The 16,927-nt window shown below is 63.8% G+C and carries 12 protein-coding genes; 1 reads left to right on the top strand and 11 read right to left on the bottom strand.

The window, feature by feature from the left end; genetic code table 11:
- Window positions 1-188: 188 nt before the first annotated feature.
- From FJ986_RS26735 to xylF, 4 genes are all read right to left on the bottom strand, one after another.
- Window positions 189-1,811 carry a CHASE domain-containing protein gene (locus tag FJ986_RS26735; RefSeq protein WP_140676410.1) on the bottom strand — a complete coding sequence of 541 codons (1,623 nt, stop codon included), beginning with the start codon at window positions 1,809-1,811 and terminating at the stop codon, window positions 189-191.
- Window positions 1,812-1,947: 136 nt separating this feature from the next.
- The gene (locus FJ986_RS26730; RefSeq protein WP_140500582.1) at window positions 1,948-2,748 is read right to left on the bottom strand and encodes an ATP-binding cassette domain-containing protein; all 801 of its coding nucleotides are present in this window, start codon (window positions 2,746-2,748) and stop codon (window positions 1,948-1,950) included.
- Between the two features lie 15 nt (window positions 2,749-2,763).
- A complete protein-coding gene (locus FJ986_RS26725; protein ID WP_140561572.1) occupies window positions 2,764-4,116 on the bottom strand; it encodes a sugar ABC transporter permease in 1,353 nt (450 codons plus the stop codon).
- Window positions 4,117-4,258: 142 nt separating this feature from the next.
- Window positions 4,259-5,299: a D-xylose ABC transporter substrate-binding protein gene (gene xylF / locus FJ986_RS26720; RefSeq protein ID WP_140500579.1), complete on the bottom strand. Its 1,041-nt coding sequence runs from the start codon at window positions 5,297-5,299 to the stop codon at window positions 4,259-4,261.
- A 259-nt stretch (window positions 5,300-5,558) separates the two neighbouring features.
- Here xylF and FJ986_RS26715 point away from each other — a divergent pair, with 259 nt between their 5' ends.
- Window positions 5,559-6,800: an ROK family protein gene (locus FJ986_RS26715; protein WP_140500577.1), complete on the top strand. Its 1,242-nt coding sequence runs from the start codon at window positions 5,559-5,561 to the stop codon at window positions 6,798-6,800.
- Between the two features lie 7 nt (window positions 6,801-6,807).
- Here the strand turns inward: FJ986_RS26715 and phoB are convergent, their stop codons facing one another.
- The 7 genes from phoB to FJ986_RS26680 form a co-directional block, all read right to left on the bottom strand.
- A complete protein-coding gene (gene phoB, locus FJ986_RS26710; RefSeq protein WP_010911896.1) occupies window positions 6,808-7,497 on the bottom strand; it encodes a phosphate regulon transcriptional regulator PhoB in 690 nt (229 codons plus the stop codon).
- Window positions 7,498-7,516: 19 nt separating this feature from the next.
- Window positions 7,517-8,224, bottom strand: a complete 708-nt coding sequence (gene phoU / locus FJ986_RS26705) for a phosphate signaling complex protein PhoU (RefSeq protein ID WP_140500575.1) — start codon at window positions 8,222-8,224, stop codon at window positions 7,517-7,519.
- A gap of 25 nt (window positions 8,225-8,249) precedes the next feature.
- Window positions 8,250-9,053, bottom strand: coding sequence for a phosphate ABC transporter ATP-binding protein PstB (gene pstB, locus FJ986_RS26700; protein ID WP_140561568.1), 804 nt, complete (start codon window positions 9,051-9,053; stop codon window positions 8,250-8,252).
- Entirely contained in the window at window positions 9,050-9,901 is an 852-nt protein-coding gene (gene pstA / locus FJ986_RS26695; RefSeq protein WP_140500572.1) for a phosphate ABC transporter permease PstA, read from the bottom strand. The genes pstB and pstA overlap by 4 nt, the downstream gene beginning before the upstream one ends.
- Window positions 9,902-9,904: 3 nt before the next feature.
- A complete protein-coding gene (gene pstC, locus FJ986_RS26690; protein ID WP_140517886.1) occupies window positions 9,905-10,894 on the bottom strand; it encodes a phosphate ABC transporter permease subunit PstC in 990 nt (329 codons plus the stop codon).
- Between the two features lie 65 nt (window positions 10,895-10,959).
- Window positions 10,960-12,018 carry a phosphate ABC transporter substrate-binding protein PstS gene (gene pstS, locus FJ986_RS26685; protein ID WP_140676407.1) on the bottom strand — a complete coding sequence of 353 codons (1,059 nt, stop codon included), beginning with the start codon at window positions 12,016-12,018 and terminating at the stop codon, window positions 10,960-10,962.
- Window positions 12,019-12,536: 518 nt separating this feature from the next.
- Window positions 12,537-16,673 carry a PAS domain-containing protein gene (locus FJ986_RS26680; protein WP_181181926.1) on the bottom strand — a complete coding sequence of 1,379 codons (4,137 nt, stop codon included), beginning with the start codon at window positions 16,671-16,673 and terminating at the stop codon, window positions 12,537-12,539.
- Window positions 16,674-16,927: the final 254 nt, after the last annotated feature.

Below are 16,927 nucleotides of genomic sequence, written 5' to 3'. Positions count from 1 at the left end.
AAAAGCGCGGAGCGGTTTTCCCGCCGGAATTGCGAGCAAGGAGCGGATCGGCGATCTATCAGACGCTGAACCGCTCCGAGCAACTTGAATCGCGCGCTGTCGGGCTCATTCGCGAACCCGGCAGCGGTGCGGCAATTTATTGGCCGCCGCGTGAAGCCTGGAGCGATTCCGCCAAGGCCCGATGGCATTCACGCCGGCAGCGGAATCCTGATTTCCACATTCAATCCGTCATCGCGATAATCGCGGTGGATCGTGCCACGCAGCTCACGCGTGACATTGAGGTCGATCAATTTGGTGCCGAAGCCGGTCGTGGCCGGCGCGTCGACCTTCTTCTGCCCGGTTTCCTGCCAGCTCAGAGCCAAGACCCGGTCACGCCCGCGCCCTTCGACCGACCATTCGATCCTGAGGGCGCCGACCGTATTGCCGGCCTCGCCATATTTCAGCGCATTCGTTGCCAGTTCGTGGAAGGTGAGGCCCAGTGCCTGCGTCGTGGTTTCGTCAAGCAGCACCTCCGGCCCGGACAAAAGCTCTTCCGGCAGCTCCTTTCCGAACACTTGGCCAAGCTCGATGCGCAGGAGATCGCCGAGATCCGCCTTCTGCCAGCGCGAGCGCGTCAGCATGTCCTGGGACGCGGCCATTGCCTGCAGCCGGGCCGAGAAAGATGCCGAGAACTCATTGACGTCGCTGGCACGTGACGCGGTCTGGCGCGCGATCGCCAGCACTCGCGTGATCGAATTCTTGATGCGATGCTTCATCTCCTGCAGCATCAAATCCTTTTCGAGCAGGCTCTTTTCCGTCGTCTCATGCAGCAGCGACGCTGCCTCGTAGGCTCGCTCCTGATAGCGCGCGACGAGCGCGATGGCGCCAGCCAGCAGCAGCCCGAACAGGCCGAGCATGACCGGGATGGCCCGCGACGATGGCTGCGAGAAGGCGCTTGTCGGCCTGAACTGCACGGTCCACGGCCGGCCCGCCACGCTGATCTTGCGGGTGACCAGCAGCCTGTCGCCAAAGCCCGAGACGGGCGGTGTCTCCGACCGGAACAGCAGATGATCCGGATCGACCCCGCCATCGTAGATTTCGGTGTTGACCGGCAGCAGCGGCGCGCGGCTGAGCGCGATCTGGAACAGCTCCCTGGCCCGGAAGGCCGCGTAGAGAAAGCCTACCGTCGAGGACCGCGATGCGTTTATGGCATCAGGTGCGGTCTCGACGTTGAGCCGCACGAACACGAGAAAGCCGGTGAAGGTCTGCGCCGCGCCCGTGCCCTGGCCGAGTTGCACCAGCCCGCTCGCGTGCTGCTGGTCATCTGCCATTGCCTTCTCGATTGCCGCGCGCCGCACGGGCTCGGTGAACATGTCATAGCCGATGCTGGCCTTATTGGACGGGTCGAGCGGCTCGAACAGCACAACGGGCGTCCGCCATGGCTGGGTGGTGTCCGGATAGATCGCACGCCTGGTGCCCTGGTCATGCAGCATGTCGCGCTCGACCGTCGCCTCGTCGCCTGCTTTCACCAGCCGGAGAAAGCCGATGCCGCGCAGGCCGGCGAAATTGGTATCGACATTGAGGGCATTGAAGAACGCTTTGAACTCGCTCTGCGAGATGTCGCCATTGCGGGCGTCGAACAAGGCTTGCGACGAGCGCAGCAGCGACAGCTGCAGGTCGATCCGGCTCTCGATACGGTTGAGCGCATCGTCCGCGGTCGCGTCGAACTTGATGCGAGCCGCCTCTTGCGTCGCGAAATAGGCGAACCCCGCCATTGTCATGCTGATCAGCGCAACGGCAACGAAAGCGACGATTGGAAAAAGCTTCTTCAACGGATAATGCGGCCTATCAGCATGTGAGCCCTTTATGGGCAAGTCGCCCGGTCAACACAATGGCAAGGCCAAGCCATCCCGCCGGCTGGCATATCACCTGATCGGCAGATCGGTAACGGGCTCAGGCCAGCAGGCTTCAGGCAGCGATCTTCAACGCGCCTGGTCCGGGAATGGCGCCAGGCGGACATTTGCCCAGGATGATCATGCCCAGCACCTCGTCCTGGGTCACATCGGTGGTGCGGGCAGTGCCGACGACCTGGCCGTTTTTCATGACGCACACCCGGTCGGCCAGTTCGAATACGTCGTGAATGTCATGGCTGATCAGGAAGATGCCGATGCCGTCGGACTTGAGCTGCCTGACCAGTTCCCCGACCTGGGCCGTTTCCTGCGGTCCAAGTGCTGCCGTCGGCTCGTCCATGATCAGGATGCGGGCGTTGAACAGGATCGCGCGTGCGATCGCCACCGACTGCCGCTGTCCGCCCGACAGCTTGATCACCGGCTCCTTGAAGCGCTGGAAGCGGGGATTGAGCCTGCCCATCACCTTGCGCGCCTCGGCCTCCATGGCGACATCATCGAGCGTGCCCCAGGCGGTCCTCAGCTCGCGGCCGAGGAACAGGTTGGCGGCGGCGTCGACATTGTCGGCGAGCGCTAGGGTCTGGTAGATCGTCTCGATGCCGTATTTCTTGGCATCGCGCGGGTTGGAGATCGAAGCCTCTTCGCCGTTGACGAAGATTTGGCCCGCGTCACGCTTGTAGGCGCCCGACAGGATCTTGATCAGTGTCGACTTGCCGGCGCCGTTATGGCCGAGCAGGGCCACGACCTCGCCGGGGAAAAGATCGATCGAGGCATCGTCGACGGCGCGAATGCCGCCGAACGCGATTGAGATGTTGCGCATGTCGACCAGCGGGTTGCCGGCGGGAGCGATCCTGTCAGCCATGATTGTCCTCCTCCCTCAAACGCGTTTGCGATAGACGGTGTCGAGCCACACCGCGATGACCAGCACGGCGCCGACGACGATGCTCTGCAGCGGCGAGTCGACGCCAAGCAGCACCATGCCGGATTGCAGCGACTGCATCAAAAGCGCGCCCAGCATGGCGCCGATGATAGTTCCCGAACCGCCGGCGAGCGATGTGCCGCCGATGACGGCCGCCGCGATCACCAGCAATTCATCGAGCGTTCCGAGCACGTTGGTGGCCGAGTTCTGCCGGGCTGACGAGATCGCGGCGGCGATCGTGGCCAGCACGCCCATGATCATGAACACTTTCATCGTGATCCAGCGCGTGTTGATGCCGGCGAGGTTGGCTGCTTCCGGATTGCCGCCGATGGCAAAGACATAGCGGCCGAAACGGGTGCGTTTGGTGATGAAGGTCATGACCAGCCCGACGGCGATGGCCATCAGCACCGGTATGGCGATGCCGTGGGCGATGAACAGGCCGCCCTCGGGCACGGTTATGTTGTTGGCGGCTGCATATCTGTTCACGATGCCGACTGGCCACGGATAGGAATTGGCCAGCCAAACCGCGCCCATGATGACGGCGCAGGTCACCACGCCGATCAGCGTCTCGGCCCAGATCGGACGCAGCGGGAAACGGAAGCGCTTGCGCTGTACCCGCCCGTTGAACAGCGCAAGCACCACCGCAAGGCAGGCGGCGATACCGACCACCCAGCTCCAGGTCGCGCCGATCGATCCGGCCGGGCCGCCGCCCATCAGCTGGAACGTCGCGTTGAGCGGCGCCACCGTCTGGCCGCTGGTAACCCACCATGCCGCACCGCGCCAGACCAGAAGCCCGCCCAGCGTCACGATAAAGGCCGGCACTTCGAGATAGGCGATGACAAAGCCCTGGAAGGCGCCGATCAACAGACCGAGCACCAGGCCGATGACCAGCGCCAGCACCCAGATCCATGGGTTGCCAAGCTCAAGCCCGACGAAGCGCACTAGGAAATGCACCTGGGCGAAGCCCATGACCATGCCGATCAACCCTTCGGCGGAACCGACGGACAGATCGATATTGCGCATGACGATGACCAGCACCATGCCGCAGGCCATGATGGCGACGGCCGAGGTCTGCACCGACAGGTTCCACAGATTGCGCGGCGTGAGAAAGGTACGGCTGTCGAAATCGAGCGGATTGACGCCGAGACGCAGGCTGGACAAGACATGCAACCCGATCCAGATCAGCAGCAGCGCGCCGATCATGCCGAGCATGCGCGTGTCGATCTCGGTCGCCTTAAGGAACCGGGCGACGGCGCCGAGTTCCGACGCACGCGCGGTGTCGGCCTGCGGGTTGGACGTCGTATCGGTCATGATTTTCTCCCACCGGCCTGCCCGTCCGATGCGGGATGCCGGAAGCCAGCCTAGAAGTTACCCGCCCGGGGCGGAAAAACAAATTTTCTTGAAAAAACGCCGCGGCTTGGCAGCCGCGGCGTTCATCGCATGAAATGGAAGATCAGTTGCAGGCCGCTACGCTGCCCGCCGCGACGCCGGCACAGACCTCGTCTTTCTTGATCCAGCCGGCGTCGATGACGACGTTGAGATTGTCCTTGGTGATCGCAACCGGGGTCAGGAACAGCGATTTGACGGTGTTCCCACCGGGCGTTGTGAAGTCCTTGACGCCGGCGATATCGGTCATCTTCTTGCCGTCGGCCAGCTGCGAGGCGATCTCGGCGGCATTCTTGCCGAGTTCACGCGCGTCCTTCCACACCGACACGGTCTGCGTGCCGAGCGCGATGCGGTTCAGCGCCGCGTGGTCGCCGTCCTGGCCCGAGACCGGAACGGTACCGGCCAGGCCTTGAGCCGTCAGCGCCGCGACGACGCCGCCGGCAGTGCCGTCATTGGCCGCGACGACCGCGTCGACCTTGTTGTCGTTGGCGGTCAGGAACTGCTCCATGTTCTTCTGCGCATTGGCCGGCAGCCAGCCATCCGTATAGGCTTCGCCGACATTCTTGATCTTGCCGCTGTCGATGGCGTCCTTGAGCACTTCCATGGAGCCCGAGAACAGGAAATCGGCATTCGGATCGGCACCCGAGCCCTTGATGAAGACGTAGTTGCCTTCCGGCTTCACCTTGAACACTTCGCGGGCCTGCATGCGGCCGACTTCCTTGTTGTCGAAGGTCAGATAGAAGACGTCCTTGTTCTCGATCAGGCGGTCATAGCCGACGACCGGAATGCCTTCGTCGAGCGCCTTCTGCACCGCCGGGCCGATGGCGGAGGCGTCCTGCGCCAGGATGATCAGCGAATTGGCGCCCTGGGAGATCAGGCTCTCGACGTCGGTGAGCTGCTTGCCGGGATTGGACTGGGCGTCGGCGGAAATATACTTGTCGCCGGCGGCTTCGATCGCCTTCTTCATGGCGGCCTCGTCGGTCTTCCAGCGCTCTTCCTGGAAGTTCGACCAGGAAACGCCGATGACCTTGTCCTTCGCCTGCGCGACCGACGCGAGCGTCAGCGACATGGCGACACCCGCCAGGATGGCGGCTGTGAATCTCTTCATCTTAATCCTCCCTGCGCCGCGTATGGCGCGACCAAACAGGCCCGTAGGCCGGCACAAAGGCTCTATTTTTTCGAGCCTCGAAAAAACACTGGTCCATCGTCGGAACGCTGTCAACGTCGATTCTGATGTATTTTGATGTCCTCGTGAATTTTTTTCGAGCTCCGGAATAAATAATGACAGCCAAGGCCGGTTCTGCCAGTATTTGACGGTCGTCGGGATCCTGGGGAGAGAACGCGGCGACGGGGAGGATGCGAGAAACATGTCGGTCGGAATCCGCCACGACGATTTGCGCCGACGCAACCGGGCGATGGTGATCGCGGCCGTGCGCCGTGCCGGGCAGCCCTCGCGCACCGAGATTGCCGCGACCACCGGGCTCAGCCATTCCACCATATCGGCGATCTCCTCCGACCTGATTGGCGAAGGCATCCTGGCGCAGAGCAAGCCGAGCGAGGCCGGTGCGCTGAAACGCGGCCGGCCGCAGGTCGGCCTCAGCCTCAACCCTGAAGCCGCGGCGGTGATGACCGTGGTGCTGTCGCTGAATTTTCTCTCCGTCGCCGTCATCGACTATGCCGGCCAGGTGATATCTGAAGAGCAGCGCCGGCTGGACACGCTCACCCTGTCGCGCGAGGCGCTGATCGGCGAATGCGTGGCCATCGTCAGGCGGCGGTTCGAGGATCCCGACCTCGACGTCGGCAGCATCGCCCGTATCGCGCTGGCGATCCAGGGCATCACCGACACGGATGCGCGCACCATGCTGTGGTCGCCGATCACGCCGCAGACCGACATCGCCTTCGCCGACATACTGGAGGCCGAGTTCGGCATTCCCGCCACCATGGAGAACGATTGCAACATGATGGCGGTGGCGCTGCGCTGGCGCGATCCCCAGCGCTACCGCGACGACTTCATCGCCATCCTTTTGTCGCACGGCATCGGCATGGGCTTGGTGCTGAAGGGTGAACTGTTCACCGGCACCCATTCATCCGGAGGCGAGTTCGGCCACATGATCCATCGCCCCGGCGGGGCGCTCTGCCGCTGCGGGCGGCGCGGCTGCGTCGAGGCCTATGCCGGCAACTATGCCATCTGGCGCAACGCGAGGCAGCTTGGCGAGGACACCGAGCCCGTCGACGTCAGCGACGCCGACATGCGCACCCTGGCGGCCTCGGCGCGCGAAAAGGACGGGCCGGAGCGCGAAGCCTACCGCAAGGCCGGCGAGGCGCTGGGTTACGGCCTTGGCAGCCTGTTCGCGCTGATCGATCCGGCGCCGGTCGCCATGGTCGGCGTCAGCGCCGCCGCCTTCGACCTGATCGAGCCGGCTCTGCGCGAGGCCATTGCCCAGACCGCCGGCGGCCAGCACTCGAAATCGATTTCCTTCGACACCGAGCCGAACGAACTGCCACTGATCCGCGAGGGCTGCGCCATGCGCGCGCTGACCTTCGTCGACCAGGAGATTTTCGCGCCGGGGGCACAGGCGAAATCAGGCGTGGGCGAGAACGTTGCGTGACATATCCCTAGTCTTCGCGAATCGCATACCCCGCGCCCCGAATGGTGCGGATCACGTCAGGCATGCGGCCATTGTTGACCGCCTTGCGCAGCCGGCCGACATGCACGTCCACGGTGCGCTCGTCGATATAGATCGTTTCGCCCCAGACATTGTCGAGCAGTTGGCTGCGCGAGAACACGCGGCCGGGATGTCGCATCATGAATTCGAGCAGGCGGAACTCGGTCGGCCCGAGCCGGATCTCGCTTTTCTTGCGGTAGACCCGGTGCGATTCACGGTCGAGCACGATGTCGCCGACCTTGAGCACGCTGGACAGAACTTCGGGCTTGGCGCGGCGCAGCAGCGCCTTGACGCGTGCCATGAATTCCGGCGTTGAGAACGGCTTGACCAGATAGTCGTCGGCGCCGGTGGAGAGACCGCGCACCCGGTCGCTTTCCTCGCCGCGCGCCGTCAGCATGATGATCGGCAGCCGCTCGGTCTCGGGCCGCATCCGGAGACGGCGGCAGAGCTCGATGCCGGACACCGCCGGCACCATCCAGTCGAGCACAAGAAGGTCAGGGACATTCTCCTGCAAGCGGATCTCGGCTTCGTCGCCGCGCGTCACCACCTCTACCTGATAACCCTCCGATTCCAGATTGTAACGGAGCAGCACACCCAGCGGCTCCTCGTCCTCCACCACCATGATGCGTGGCGCGATCATCGACTGGTCACCCCTGCCGTCAAGCCGCTGGCGCCGACATCGCCGTCTCGTCCTGCTTCGGGCGATTGGCGGGCAATTGCGTGCCGGTCAGCACATAATAGGCATTTTCGGCAATGTTGGTCACGTGATCGCCGATGCGCTCGAGATTCTTGGCGCAGAACAAAAGATGCGTGCAGGCGGTGATGTTGCGCGGATCCTCCATCATGTAGGTCAGCAGCTCGCGGAAGACCGACGTGTATTTGACGTCGATGCGTTCATCGTCGGCGCGCAGCTTCGCAAGTGCCGCGGCATCGCGCGCCGCATACTCCTCGATCACGCCTTGCACCTGGATCAGCACAAGCTGCGCCATGGCGTCGATGGAGTGCGACAGGTCGCGCGGCGTGGCGGCAAGGCCGACGGTGCCGACGCGCTTGGCGATGTTCTTGGCGAGATCGCCGATGCGTTCGAGATCGCCCGCCATGCGGATCGAGCCGACGACATGGCGCAGATCGTCCGCCATGGGCTGCCGCTTGGCGATCAGGGTGATGGCGCGGTCGTCGAGTTCGCGCTGGCGCGCGTCCATGATGGCGTCGTCGGAGACGACGCGCTGGGCGAGCGCGTTGTCGGAATTCAGGAGCGCCTTGGTGGCGCCGCCGACCATCGATGAGGCGAGATCGCCCATGTCGCGGATCAGCCTGCTGATCTGTCCGAGATCTTCGTCAAAGGCTGCGACTGTGTGTTCGGCCATGATCTTGGTCCTCGTATGCCTGGGATCAGCCGAAGCGGCCGGTGATATAGTCCTGCGTGCGCTTCTCGCGGGGCGATGTGAAGATCTTCTCGGTGCGGTCGAACTCGACCAACTCGCCCAGATACATGAACGCGGTCTGCTTCGACACGCGCGCCGCCTGCTGCATGTTGTGGGTGACGATGACGATCGTATAGTCGGCCTGCAGCTCATCGATCAGCTCCTCGATCTTGGCGGTCGACAGCGGATCGAGCGCCGAGGCAGGCTCGTCGAGCAGGATGACCTCCGGCTTCACCGCCACCGTGCGGGCGATGCAGAGGCGCTGCTGCTGGCCGCCCGAAAGGCTGAGGCCGCTGGCGTTGAGCTTGTCCTTGACCTCGCTCCACAGTGCCGCGCGCTTCAGCGCCTGCTCGACACGGCCGTCCATCTCCGCCTTGCTGAGCTTCTCATAGAGCCTGACGCCGAAGGCGATGTTCTCGTAGATCGACATCGGGAACGGCGTCGGCTTCTGGAACACCATGCCGATCTTGGTCCTGAGCAGGTTGAGGTCCTGCGAGCGGTCGAGGATATTCTGGCCGTCGAGCAGCACCTGGCCCTCGGCGCTCTGCCTCGGGTAGAGCTCGTAGATGCGGTTGAAGACGCGCAGCAGCGTCGACTTCCCGCAGCCCGAAGGCCCGATGAAGGCGGTGACGCTGCGCTCGGGCAGCGACAGGCTGATATCCTTCAGCGCCTTCGACTGGCCATAGTAGAAATTGAGATTCTTGACCTCGATCTTGGCTTTCTCGACCGCGACTTCGGGCGTGTTCAATTCGGTGGACAACATCGGTTTCATCTGTCCTCTCTGCGTCCGGTAAGGCTGCGGGCGAAGATGCTCAGCCCGAGAACCGTAAGGGTGATTATGAGTGCGCCGGTCCACGCCAGCTGCTGCCATTCCTCGTAGGGGCTGAGAGCGAACTGGAAGATGGTGACGGGCAGGCTGGCCATCGGCGCATTGAGATTACTCGACCAGAACTGGTTGTTGAGCGCCGTGAAGAGCAGCGGCGCCGTCTCGCCGGAAATGCGGGCGATGGCCAGCAATATGCCGGTGACGATGCCCGACAGCGCCGCACGGTAGGCGACCGAGCGGATGACCACCCAGCGCGGCGCGCCGATCGCGGCGCCGGCCTCGCGCAGGGCGTTCGGCACGAGGTTGAGCATGTCCTCGGTGGTGCGCACGACGACCGGGATGACCAGGATGGCCAGCGCGACGGCACCGGCGATCGCCGAGAAATGTCCCATCGGCCGCACCAGCAGCTCGTAGACGAACAGGCCGACGATGATCGAGGGTGCCGACAGCAGGATGTCGTTGATGAAGCGCACGACGGTGGTGAGGCGCGAGAAGCGGCCATATTCGGCCATGTAGGTCCCAGCGAGGACACCGATCGGCGTGCCGACGATGACGGCGATGACTGTCATCATGATACTGCCGTAGATGGCATTGAGCAGGCCGCCGGCATCGCCGGGCGGCGGTGTCATTTCGGTGAACACAGAGAGCGAAACACCCGACAGGCCCTTATAGAGCAGTGCGCCGAGGATGAGCGCCAGCCAGGCCAGGCCGATGCCCGCCGCCGTGACGCATAGCGTCATCATCACGGCATTCCTGCGCTTGCGTCGATTGTGAAGCGATGTGGCCGTCGACATCGGTCAGGCTCCCGTGCGGCTGTCCATGCGCAGCAGCATGTAGCGCGCAAGGGCAAGGATCAGGAAAGTGATGACGAACAGGATCAGGCCGAGCGCCACCAGCGAAGACGTATAGAGATCGCCGTCGGCTTCGGTGAACTCGTTGGCGATGGTCGCCGAGATCGTCGTGCCGGGCGCGAACAGCGAGGCGCTGATGCGGTGGGCGTTGCCGATGACGAAGGTTACCGCCATGGTTTCGCCGAGCGCGCGGCCGAGGCCGAGCATGACGCCGCCCATGATGCCGACGCGGGTATAGGGGATGACGACGCGGCGCGTGACCTCCCAGGTCGTGCAGCCGATGCCGTAGGCCGATTCCTTCAGCACCGCCGGCACCGTGTCGAAGACATCCTTGGTGATCGAGGTGATGAAGGGCAGGACCATGATGGCAAGGATCAGCGCCGAGGTCAGAAGGCCGATGCCGTAGGGCGGGCCGGCAAACAGGCTGGAGAGTCCCGGCACGTCGTGGAAAAGCTTGATGATGAAGGGCTGCACCGTCGTCTGCAGGAACGGCGCGAACACGAACAGGCCCCAGATGCCGTAGATGATGGAGGGTATGCCGGCAAGCAGCTCGACGGCGATGCCGATGGGGCGCCGGAGTGGCCGCGGGCAGAGTTCGGTAAGGAAGATGGCGATGCCGATGCCGATGGGAACGGCGATCAGGATGGCGATGGCGGCGGTGACGATGGTTCCGTAGATCGGGGCCAGCGCTCCGAAATTCTCGGTGACCGGGTTCCACGATTCGGTCGTCAGGAAGGAGAACCCGAATTTCGACAGCGCTTCCCACGAGCCGGCAAACAGCGAAATCGCCACGCCGCCGAGGATGAGCAGGACGAGGATGGCGGAAAAGCGTGTCGCCGTTCGGAAAATCGTATCGGTGAGCGCGAAGCGTCGGACCGTCGCTTCCCTGGCCCGCATGGCGGCCGACGATGGCATGGCTTCGGAGACGGCGGTCATCTGGCCCTCGCGTTTCAAGGAAGACAGGGAGGGCGCCGTGAAGCGCCCTCCTCGTTCAGCAGGGATTACATGGCGGAATAGAGCGGCTTGCCGTCTTCGCCGACGATGTCCTTGGCCCACATGTCCTCGACGCTCTTGACGACCGCGTCGGGGATCGGAACGTAGTCCAGCGCGCCGGCCATGTCGTCGCCCTTGGCGTAGGACCAGGCGAAGAACTTGAGCGCTTCACCGGTCGCCGCCACGTCGCCGGGCTTCTTGTAGACCAGGATCCAGGTCGCCGACGTCATCGGCCAGGATTCGGCGCCCGGCTGGTTGGCCAGGATGACGCCGTAACCCGGCTGCGAGCTCCAGTCGGCATTGGCCGCCGCCGCCGAGAACGCCGCCGCCGTCGGCTCGACCTTCTTGCCGTCCTTGTTGATCATGTCGGCATAGGTCAGCTTGTTCTGCTTGGCGTAGGCGTATTCGACATAGCCGATCGAGCCACCGGTCTGCGAGACGTTGTTGGCGACGCCTTCATTGCCCTTGGCGCCGATGCCAACCGGCCATTCGAGCGCGGTGTTGACGCCGACCTTCGACTTCCAGTCGGCGCTGACGTCGGCCAGGTAGTAGCTGAAGTTGAACGTGGTGCCCGAACCGTCGGAGCGATGCACGACGGCGATCGCCTGGTCGGGAAGCTTGACGTCGTGATTGAGCTTGGCGATCGCCGCGTCATTCCAGTTGGTGATCTTGCCGACGAAGATATCGGCCAGCGTCGGGCCGTCGAGCACCAGTTCGCCCGGCTTGATGCCTTCGAGATTGACGACCGGAACGATGCCGCCCATCACCATCGGGAACTGTGCAAGTCCGGTGGATTCGAGATCCTCGCCCTTCAGCGGCGCATCGGAAGCGCCGAAGGTGACGGTCTTGGCTTTGATCTGCTTGATGCCGCCGCCCGAGCCGATCGACTGGTAGTTGAGACCGATGCCGGTCTCCTTCTTGTAGGCATCGGCCCACTTCGCATAGATCGGGTAAGGGAAGGTGGCGCCGGCACCGGAGATGTCAGCTGCCATTGCCGCGGAAAGGGTGAGGGTGGACGCCGCAGCCATTGCGATCGCAACGGCCGCCGAGCGGATGAAATGTCTCATATGGCCTGCTCCTGTTCGGAAGATGGTCTCTCGGCGCCATTCCTTGCCAGCGCCCGCTGAGGCCAATAGCGTTCGATTATAACAGTCGCATGACAGTTTCGTGTCAGCCCGGTAACGCGTCGCCGGCGCTTGGAAAGGCGATGGCGATTGGCGGCTGCGGCATGGCGCCGGTTTGCCTTCGGGAATCAGGGACTTGCGCTATCCGGTCACCCAAACAGCCATCGGATTCGGCATGGATCGCTGATCTAAGAAAAGCCGGACGGGAGCGCGTTGCTCGAGGCCAGAGGATGTCTTGGCCGGGCCATCGCCAAAAACAGGTCCGTTGGGGTAGATTGACGCTGCTTCATACTGGCGGTCGCTGCTCCCGCCCGTAACTCAAGAGAGAGCGGAAATTCGATGCCGTCATTGTCCCGGCTGGACGCCGGCTTTGATATGGTGCGATCGCACCATAGTCTTGCTCGAAGGGCAGCGGCCGACCCCGACTGATTCTCGCCGCAATCCGGCCGAAGGCGCAAAGTCTATCCCGCGTTGCGCCGGGCCTGGCGACCAGCGCCGACCCAGCGCTCGACCTTTTCGAGCAGGGCCCTGGGGCTGATCGGCTTGGGCAGATAATCATCCATGCCGGCGTCCAGGCAGCGTTCGCGATCGCCCTTGAGCGCATGCGCGGTGACCCCGACGATCGGCACATGCGTGCCGGTTTCCTCTTCCAGCCGGCGGATGGCGGCGGTTGCCTCGAGCCCGTTCATCTCCGGCATCGAGACGTCCATCAGGATCATGCAGGGATTGAGCCTGCCGAATGCGTCCAGCGCCTTGCGGCCATTGCCGACGATCTCGAAACCGTAGCCGGTCTCGCCGAGGATCTGGGTGAAGACCATCTGGTTGACCTCATTGTCCTCGGCCACGAGGATGTCCAGCCGCTGCTCGCCGCCAATCGCGGCGAGCCGGGGTCTGACCGGCGGCGGCTGCAGCAACGCGCGTTGCCCCGACGCAGCCGCTGGCGATGGTTGCGGACCGTTCCCCCCGTCTCCCTCGACAGCAAGCGGCCGGGCGACATCCGTGGCGTGGCGATGCCGCTGGATGGTGGCGACCAGCGTTTCCAGGAGCACCGAAGAGCGTGCGGGCTTGATGAGTTGGGCATCAATGCCGAGATCGCGGTAACTGGTGTTGGCCAGCGACTGATCGACGGAGGTCAGCATGATGATCGGCGTGTCGGCAAGCCCGGCGGTGTTGCGCACGACACCTGCCATCTCGGCGCCGCTCATCTCGGGCATCTGATAATCGAGCACGACGCAATCGACCGGCACGCCGTAGGCGGCGGCCGCGATCAGCACTTTCAGTCCCTCGGCGCCGCTCTCGGCCGCGCAGGAATCGAAGGTCCATGACGTCATCTGCTCGGTCAGGATGGCGCGGTTGACGGCATTGTCGTCGACGATCAGCACCCGCGCGCCGGTCACGTCCACCGGCATGATGCGCTGCGCGTTCTGTTGTCCGGCCCTGGGCAGCGTGACCGTGAACCAGAAGGTCGACCCCTTGCCTTCGGCGCTTTCCACGCCGATGTCGCCGCCCATCAATTCGACCAGCCGCGAGGTGATCGCGAGCCCGAGCCCAGTGCCCTCATGCCGCCTCGTCGAGGAGGTGTCGACCTGGCTGAATTTCTCGAACACCTGTTTCAGCTTTTCCTCAGGGATGCCGATCCCGGTGTCGGTGACCGAGATCGTCAGCCTGGTTCCGTCCGGCACACTTTCGCCGGTGACGTCGACGAGCACATGGCCTTCTTCGGTGAACTTCACCGCATTGCCGAGCAGGTTGGTGACGATCTGCCGGATGCGGCCGACATCGCCGATGAACAAGCTTTCGAGCCCAGGCTCGATGCGCACGATGAGCTCGAGGTCCTTTTCCTTGGCCCGCGTCGACACCAGCGTCGCCACGTCCTCGATCGCCTCGGCGAGATTGAAGGGGGCGGGATCGAGCACCAACTGGCCGGCATCGATCTTGGAGAAATCCAGGATATCGTTGATGATGGTGAGCAGCGCGTTGCCCGATTTGACGATGATGTCGGTGAAGGTCTTCTGCTTCGGATCGAGATCGGATTTGGCCAGGAGTTCGGCCATGCCCAGCACGCCGTTCATCGGGGTGCGAATCTCATGGCTCATATTGGCGAGGAATTCCGACTTGGCGCGGTCGGCAAGTATGGCGCGCTGGCGCGCCTCGCGCAGTTCCGCCTCGCGCAGCTTCAATTCGGTGATGTCGGTGGTCGACCCGATCAGGTAGAGCGACCCGTCGGACGCGATCATCGCGCCCTTGCGGGCGAACTGGTGGCGCACGCTGCCGTCCGGGAGCATCACCGTCTCCTCGACCTCCTGGGTTTCGCCGCTGCGTAGCACCGCGAGGTCGCCATTGACGAAGGCTTCGCCGTCGGGCCCGAAAATTTCGATATCGGTCTTGCCGATCGCGTCCTGCTTGCTGAAGCCGGTGAGATCGCACCAGCCCTTGTTGACGTAGAATTGCCTGAGATCGGAGCGTTTGGCATAGATCGACACCGGCACGTTGTCGATCAGGCTGCGGAACACCTCGTTCTCGCGCATGCTTTCTTCCAGCGCCCGCTCGCGCGCCTTGACCTCGGTGATGTCGGTGCTGGAGCCGACCAGATGCACCGATCCGTCCAGCGCCACCAGCCGGCTCTTGCGCGTCATCAACTGCCGCACCGTGCCGTCGCGATGGGTGACGGGCTCCTCGACCTCCCTGACGCTGCCCGTGAGGGCAACCTCGGTATCGTCCAGGCTGTAGCTTTCTCCATCTCCGTCGCCGAACAGCTGCCGATCGGTGCGGCCGATAACGTCTTCCTTGGCGAGCCCGGTGATCGCGCACCAGGCCTTGTTGACGAACTCGATGCTGAGGTCCTGCGCCTTGATGAAGGCGGCCACGGGCAGTTCGTCCAGCACGTGCCGGAACAGGTCGATCTGCCGCATCGAATCGTGCAGCGCCTTTTCGCGGCTCTTGATCTCGGAGATGTCGACGCGCACGCCGATGAACGTGCCGTCATCGGTGCGCATGTCATAAACCTGATACCAGCGGCCGTCGGGATTGAGACGTTCGAAGGATGAGTATGGCAGGTGGTAACGGGCGAGGATGCTGTCCAGCCAGCCATCGAGATCGCCATCATAGAGCGCATCGACCCGCGGATCGCCGCTCGAGCGGAAATAGCCAGCCGAATGACCGAGTGCCAGCGCGTCGCGGAAGGTGCGGCCGGGCTGCCACGCCGGCTTCAACGCCGGCAGCGTGTCCTGCATCTTGCGGTTGGCGAAAACGAAATTGTCCTCGCGGTCGTAGATGATCACGGCGGCCGGCAGCGATTCCAGCACGCTGGCCAGGTGTTTGCGGGCGTCCTGCGCCTCGGTCTCACGGCCCTTCATGTCCGAGACGTCGAAGAGGAAGCCGGCCACGTAGTTGCGGCCGCTTACCATTCTAACGCGGTTCTTCCTGACGACGCGCGAGCGGTTGACGCCGTCGACCTCGAAGCTTTCCTCCACCTCGTAAGGCCGCCCGGTCGCCAGCACCTCGCGCTCGCTTTTCTCGAACAGCGCAACCTCGGCCGGCGCGAGAAAATTGCCGCCGGGCTTGCCAAGCATGGTTTGCGGCGTCTGGCCGAACAGGCCCGCAAACGCCTCGTTGACGAAGACGAAGCGCAGATCGTCATCCTTGACGAAGATCGGATCCTTGACGCCGTTGATCACCGCTTCCGCCAGTCGCGCCTTTTCCAGCGCGTCGGCCAGCTCGGCCTCGCGATCCTTCATGTCGGTGACATCGACATAGGAGATGAGCCGCTTGCCGCCGGCCAGCGGGGCCAGCGACGCAACCAGGGTACGCCCGTCATTGCGCGGCAATTGTCTCGAGCCGGCGACGCCGGCCCTGATCTCGGCCTCGCGCTCGGCGGTATGACGCTGCCAGGCAACGTCGTCGGCGCCGTAGGAATCGGCGGCGCGGCTGGCCTCCATCAACTCGCGGAAGCCCGAGCCGATCCCGGCGCGCTGGGGATCGATTTTCCACAAATTGTAGAAGGCCTGGTTGATCACTTCGGCGCGCAGGTCGGCGTCGAGGACCATGATCCCGATCGGCATCGAATCGACCATCGTGCGAAGGTCGGGAAGGCCTCCCGAAGACGCCTCTCCTTGCTGCTTCTGCTCCAGTTCTTCGAAGGCGACGGCCAATCCCGTGACATTGCGTCCAATGCCACGATAGCCGGCGAATTTCCCCTCGTCATCGAAGCGTGGAAAGCCTGAGGTCAGCACCCAGCGGCAATCGGCGCGACCTCCCTTCAGTTCGTAGACAAAGTCACGGAACGGCCGATGCGCCTGCAGATCCTCCAGATGCATTGCCGCGCTGCGGTTGCCGTTCAGGACCTGCTTCAGGAAATCGAAACGGAAGCGGCCGAGCACGGCGGCCGGGTCGATGCCCGTGACCGCCTGGTAGTTGTGCGAAAGCCAGGAAAAGCGCAGCTCGGCATCGGTCTCCCAGATCCAGTCCGAGCCCGTCTCGACCAGCTGGCGTAGCATGGCCAAATCCATGCCTGCGGTGAACGAGGCCGCGTCGTTCACTGTCATTTCGCCCGACCCGCGCTCGCCGCGCACGCCGGCTGTCTCGTTCGCTTCAGCCATGCCGTCCCCACCCCGAATCCAAGGCCGAACCCTCCCTCCGCGGTTCGTCGGCGGAATGTGCCCGAGAAGCATTAACGATCCGCTAACCTTAACAAGCCGTTGCGCACCGGACGGGCCCTGGCCTGCGCCATTGCGCCCGGTTGTCGGCCGGATCGAAGCCGCGCTATAAGCCAATACAGGGGTGTTGCTGATGTTTGGACGGATTGTGCCTTGCTTGCTGAGCGCTGCGCTGCTTTTCGGCAGCGGCTGTTCGC

The sequence above is a fragment of the Mesorhizobium sp. B1-1-1 genome (genome assembly GCF_006442955.1).
Classification (GTDB): Bacteria; Pseudomonadota; Alphaproteobacteria; order Rhizobiales; family Rhizobiaceae; genus Mesorhizobium.
This window is presented reverse-complemented; position numbering and strand designations above follow the sequence as displayed.

What these genes read in the sequence shown, in the direction of transcription:
- pstB (WP_140561568.1), bottom strand. Translation starts at nt 9,053, where the DNA reads ATGAAACCGATGTTGTCCACCGAATTGAACACGCCCGAAGTCGCGGTC.
- pstA (WP_140500572.1), bottom strand. Translation starts at nt 9,901, where the DNA reads ATGTCGACGGCCACATCGCTTCACAATCGACGCAAGCGCAGGAATGCC.
- pstS (WP_140676407.1), bottom strand. Translation starts at nt 12,018, where the DNA reads ATGAGACATTTCATCCGCTCGGCGGCCGTTGCGATCGCAATGGCTGCG.
- FJ986_RS26715 (WP_140500577.1), top strand. Translation starts at nt 5,559, where the DNA reads ATGTCGGTCGGAATCCGCCACGACGATTTGCGCCGACGCAACCGGGCG.
- FJ986_RS26680 (WP_181181926.1), bottom strand. Translation starts at nt 16,673, where the DNA reads ATGGCTGAAGCGAACGAGACAGCCGGCGTGCGCGGCGAGCGCGGGTCG.
- phoB (WP_010911896.1), bottom strand. Translation starts at nt 7,497, where the DNA reads ATGATCGCGCCACGCATCATGGTGGTGGAGGACGAGGAGCCGCTGGGT.
- pstC (WP_140517886.1), bottom strand. Translation starts at nt 10,894, where the DNA reads ATGACCGCCGTCTCCGAAGCCATGCCATCGTCGGCCGCCATGCGGGCC.
- phoU (WP_140500575.1), bottom strand. Translation starts at nt 8,224, where the DNA reads ATGGCCGAACACACAGTCGCAGCCTTTGACGAAGATCTCGGACAGATC.
- xylF (WP_140500579.1), bottom strand. Translation starts at nt 5,299, where the DNA reads ATGAAGAGATTCACAGCCGCCATCCTGGCGGGTGTCGCCATGTCGCTG.
- FJ986_RS26730 (WP_140500582.1), bottom strand. Translation starts at nt 2,748, where the DNA reads ATGGCTGACAGGATCGCTCCCGCCGGCAACCCGCTGGTCGACATGCGC.
- FJ986_RS26725 (WP_140561572.1), bottom strand. Translation starts at nt 4,116, where the DNA reads ATGACCGATACGACGTCCAACCCGCAGGCCGACACCGCGCGTGCGTCG.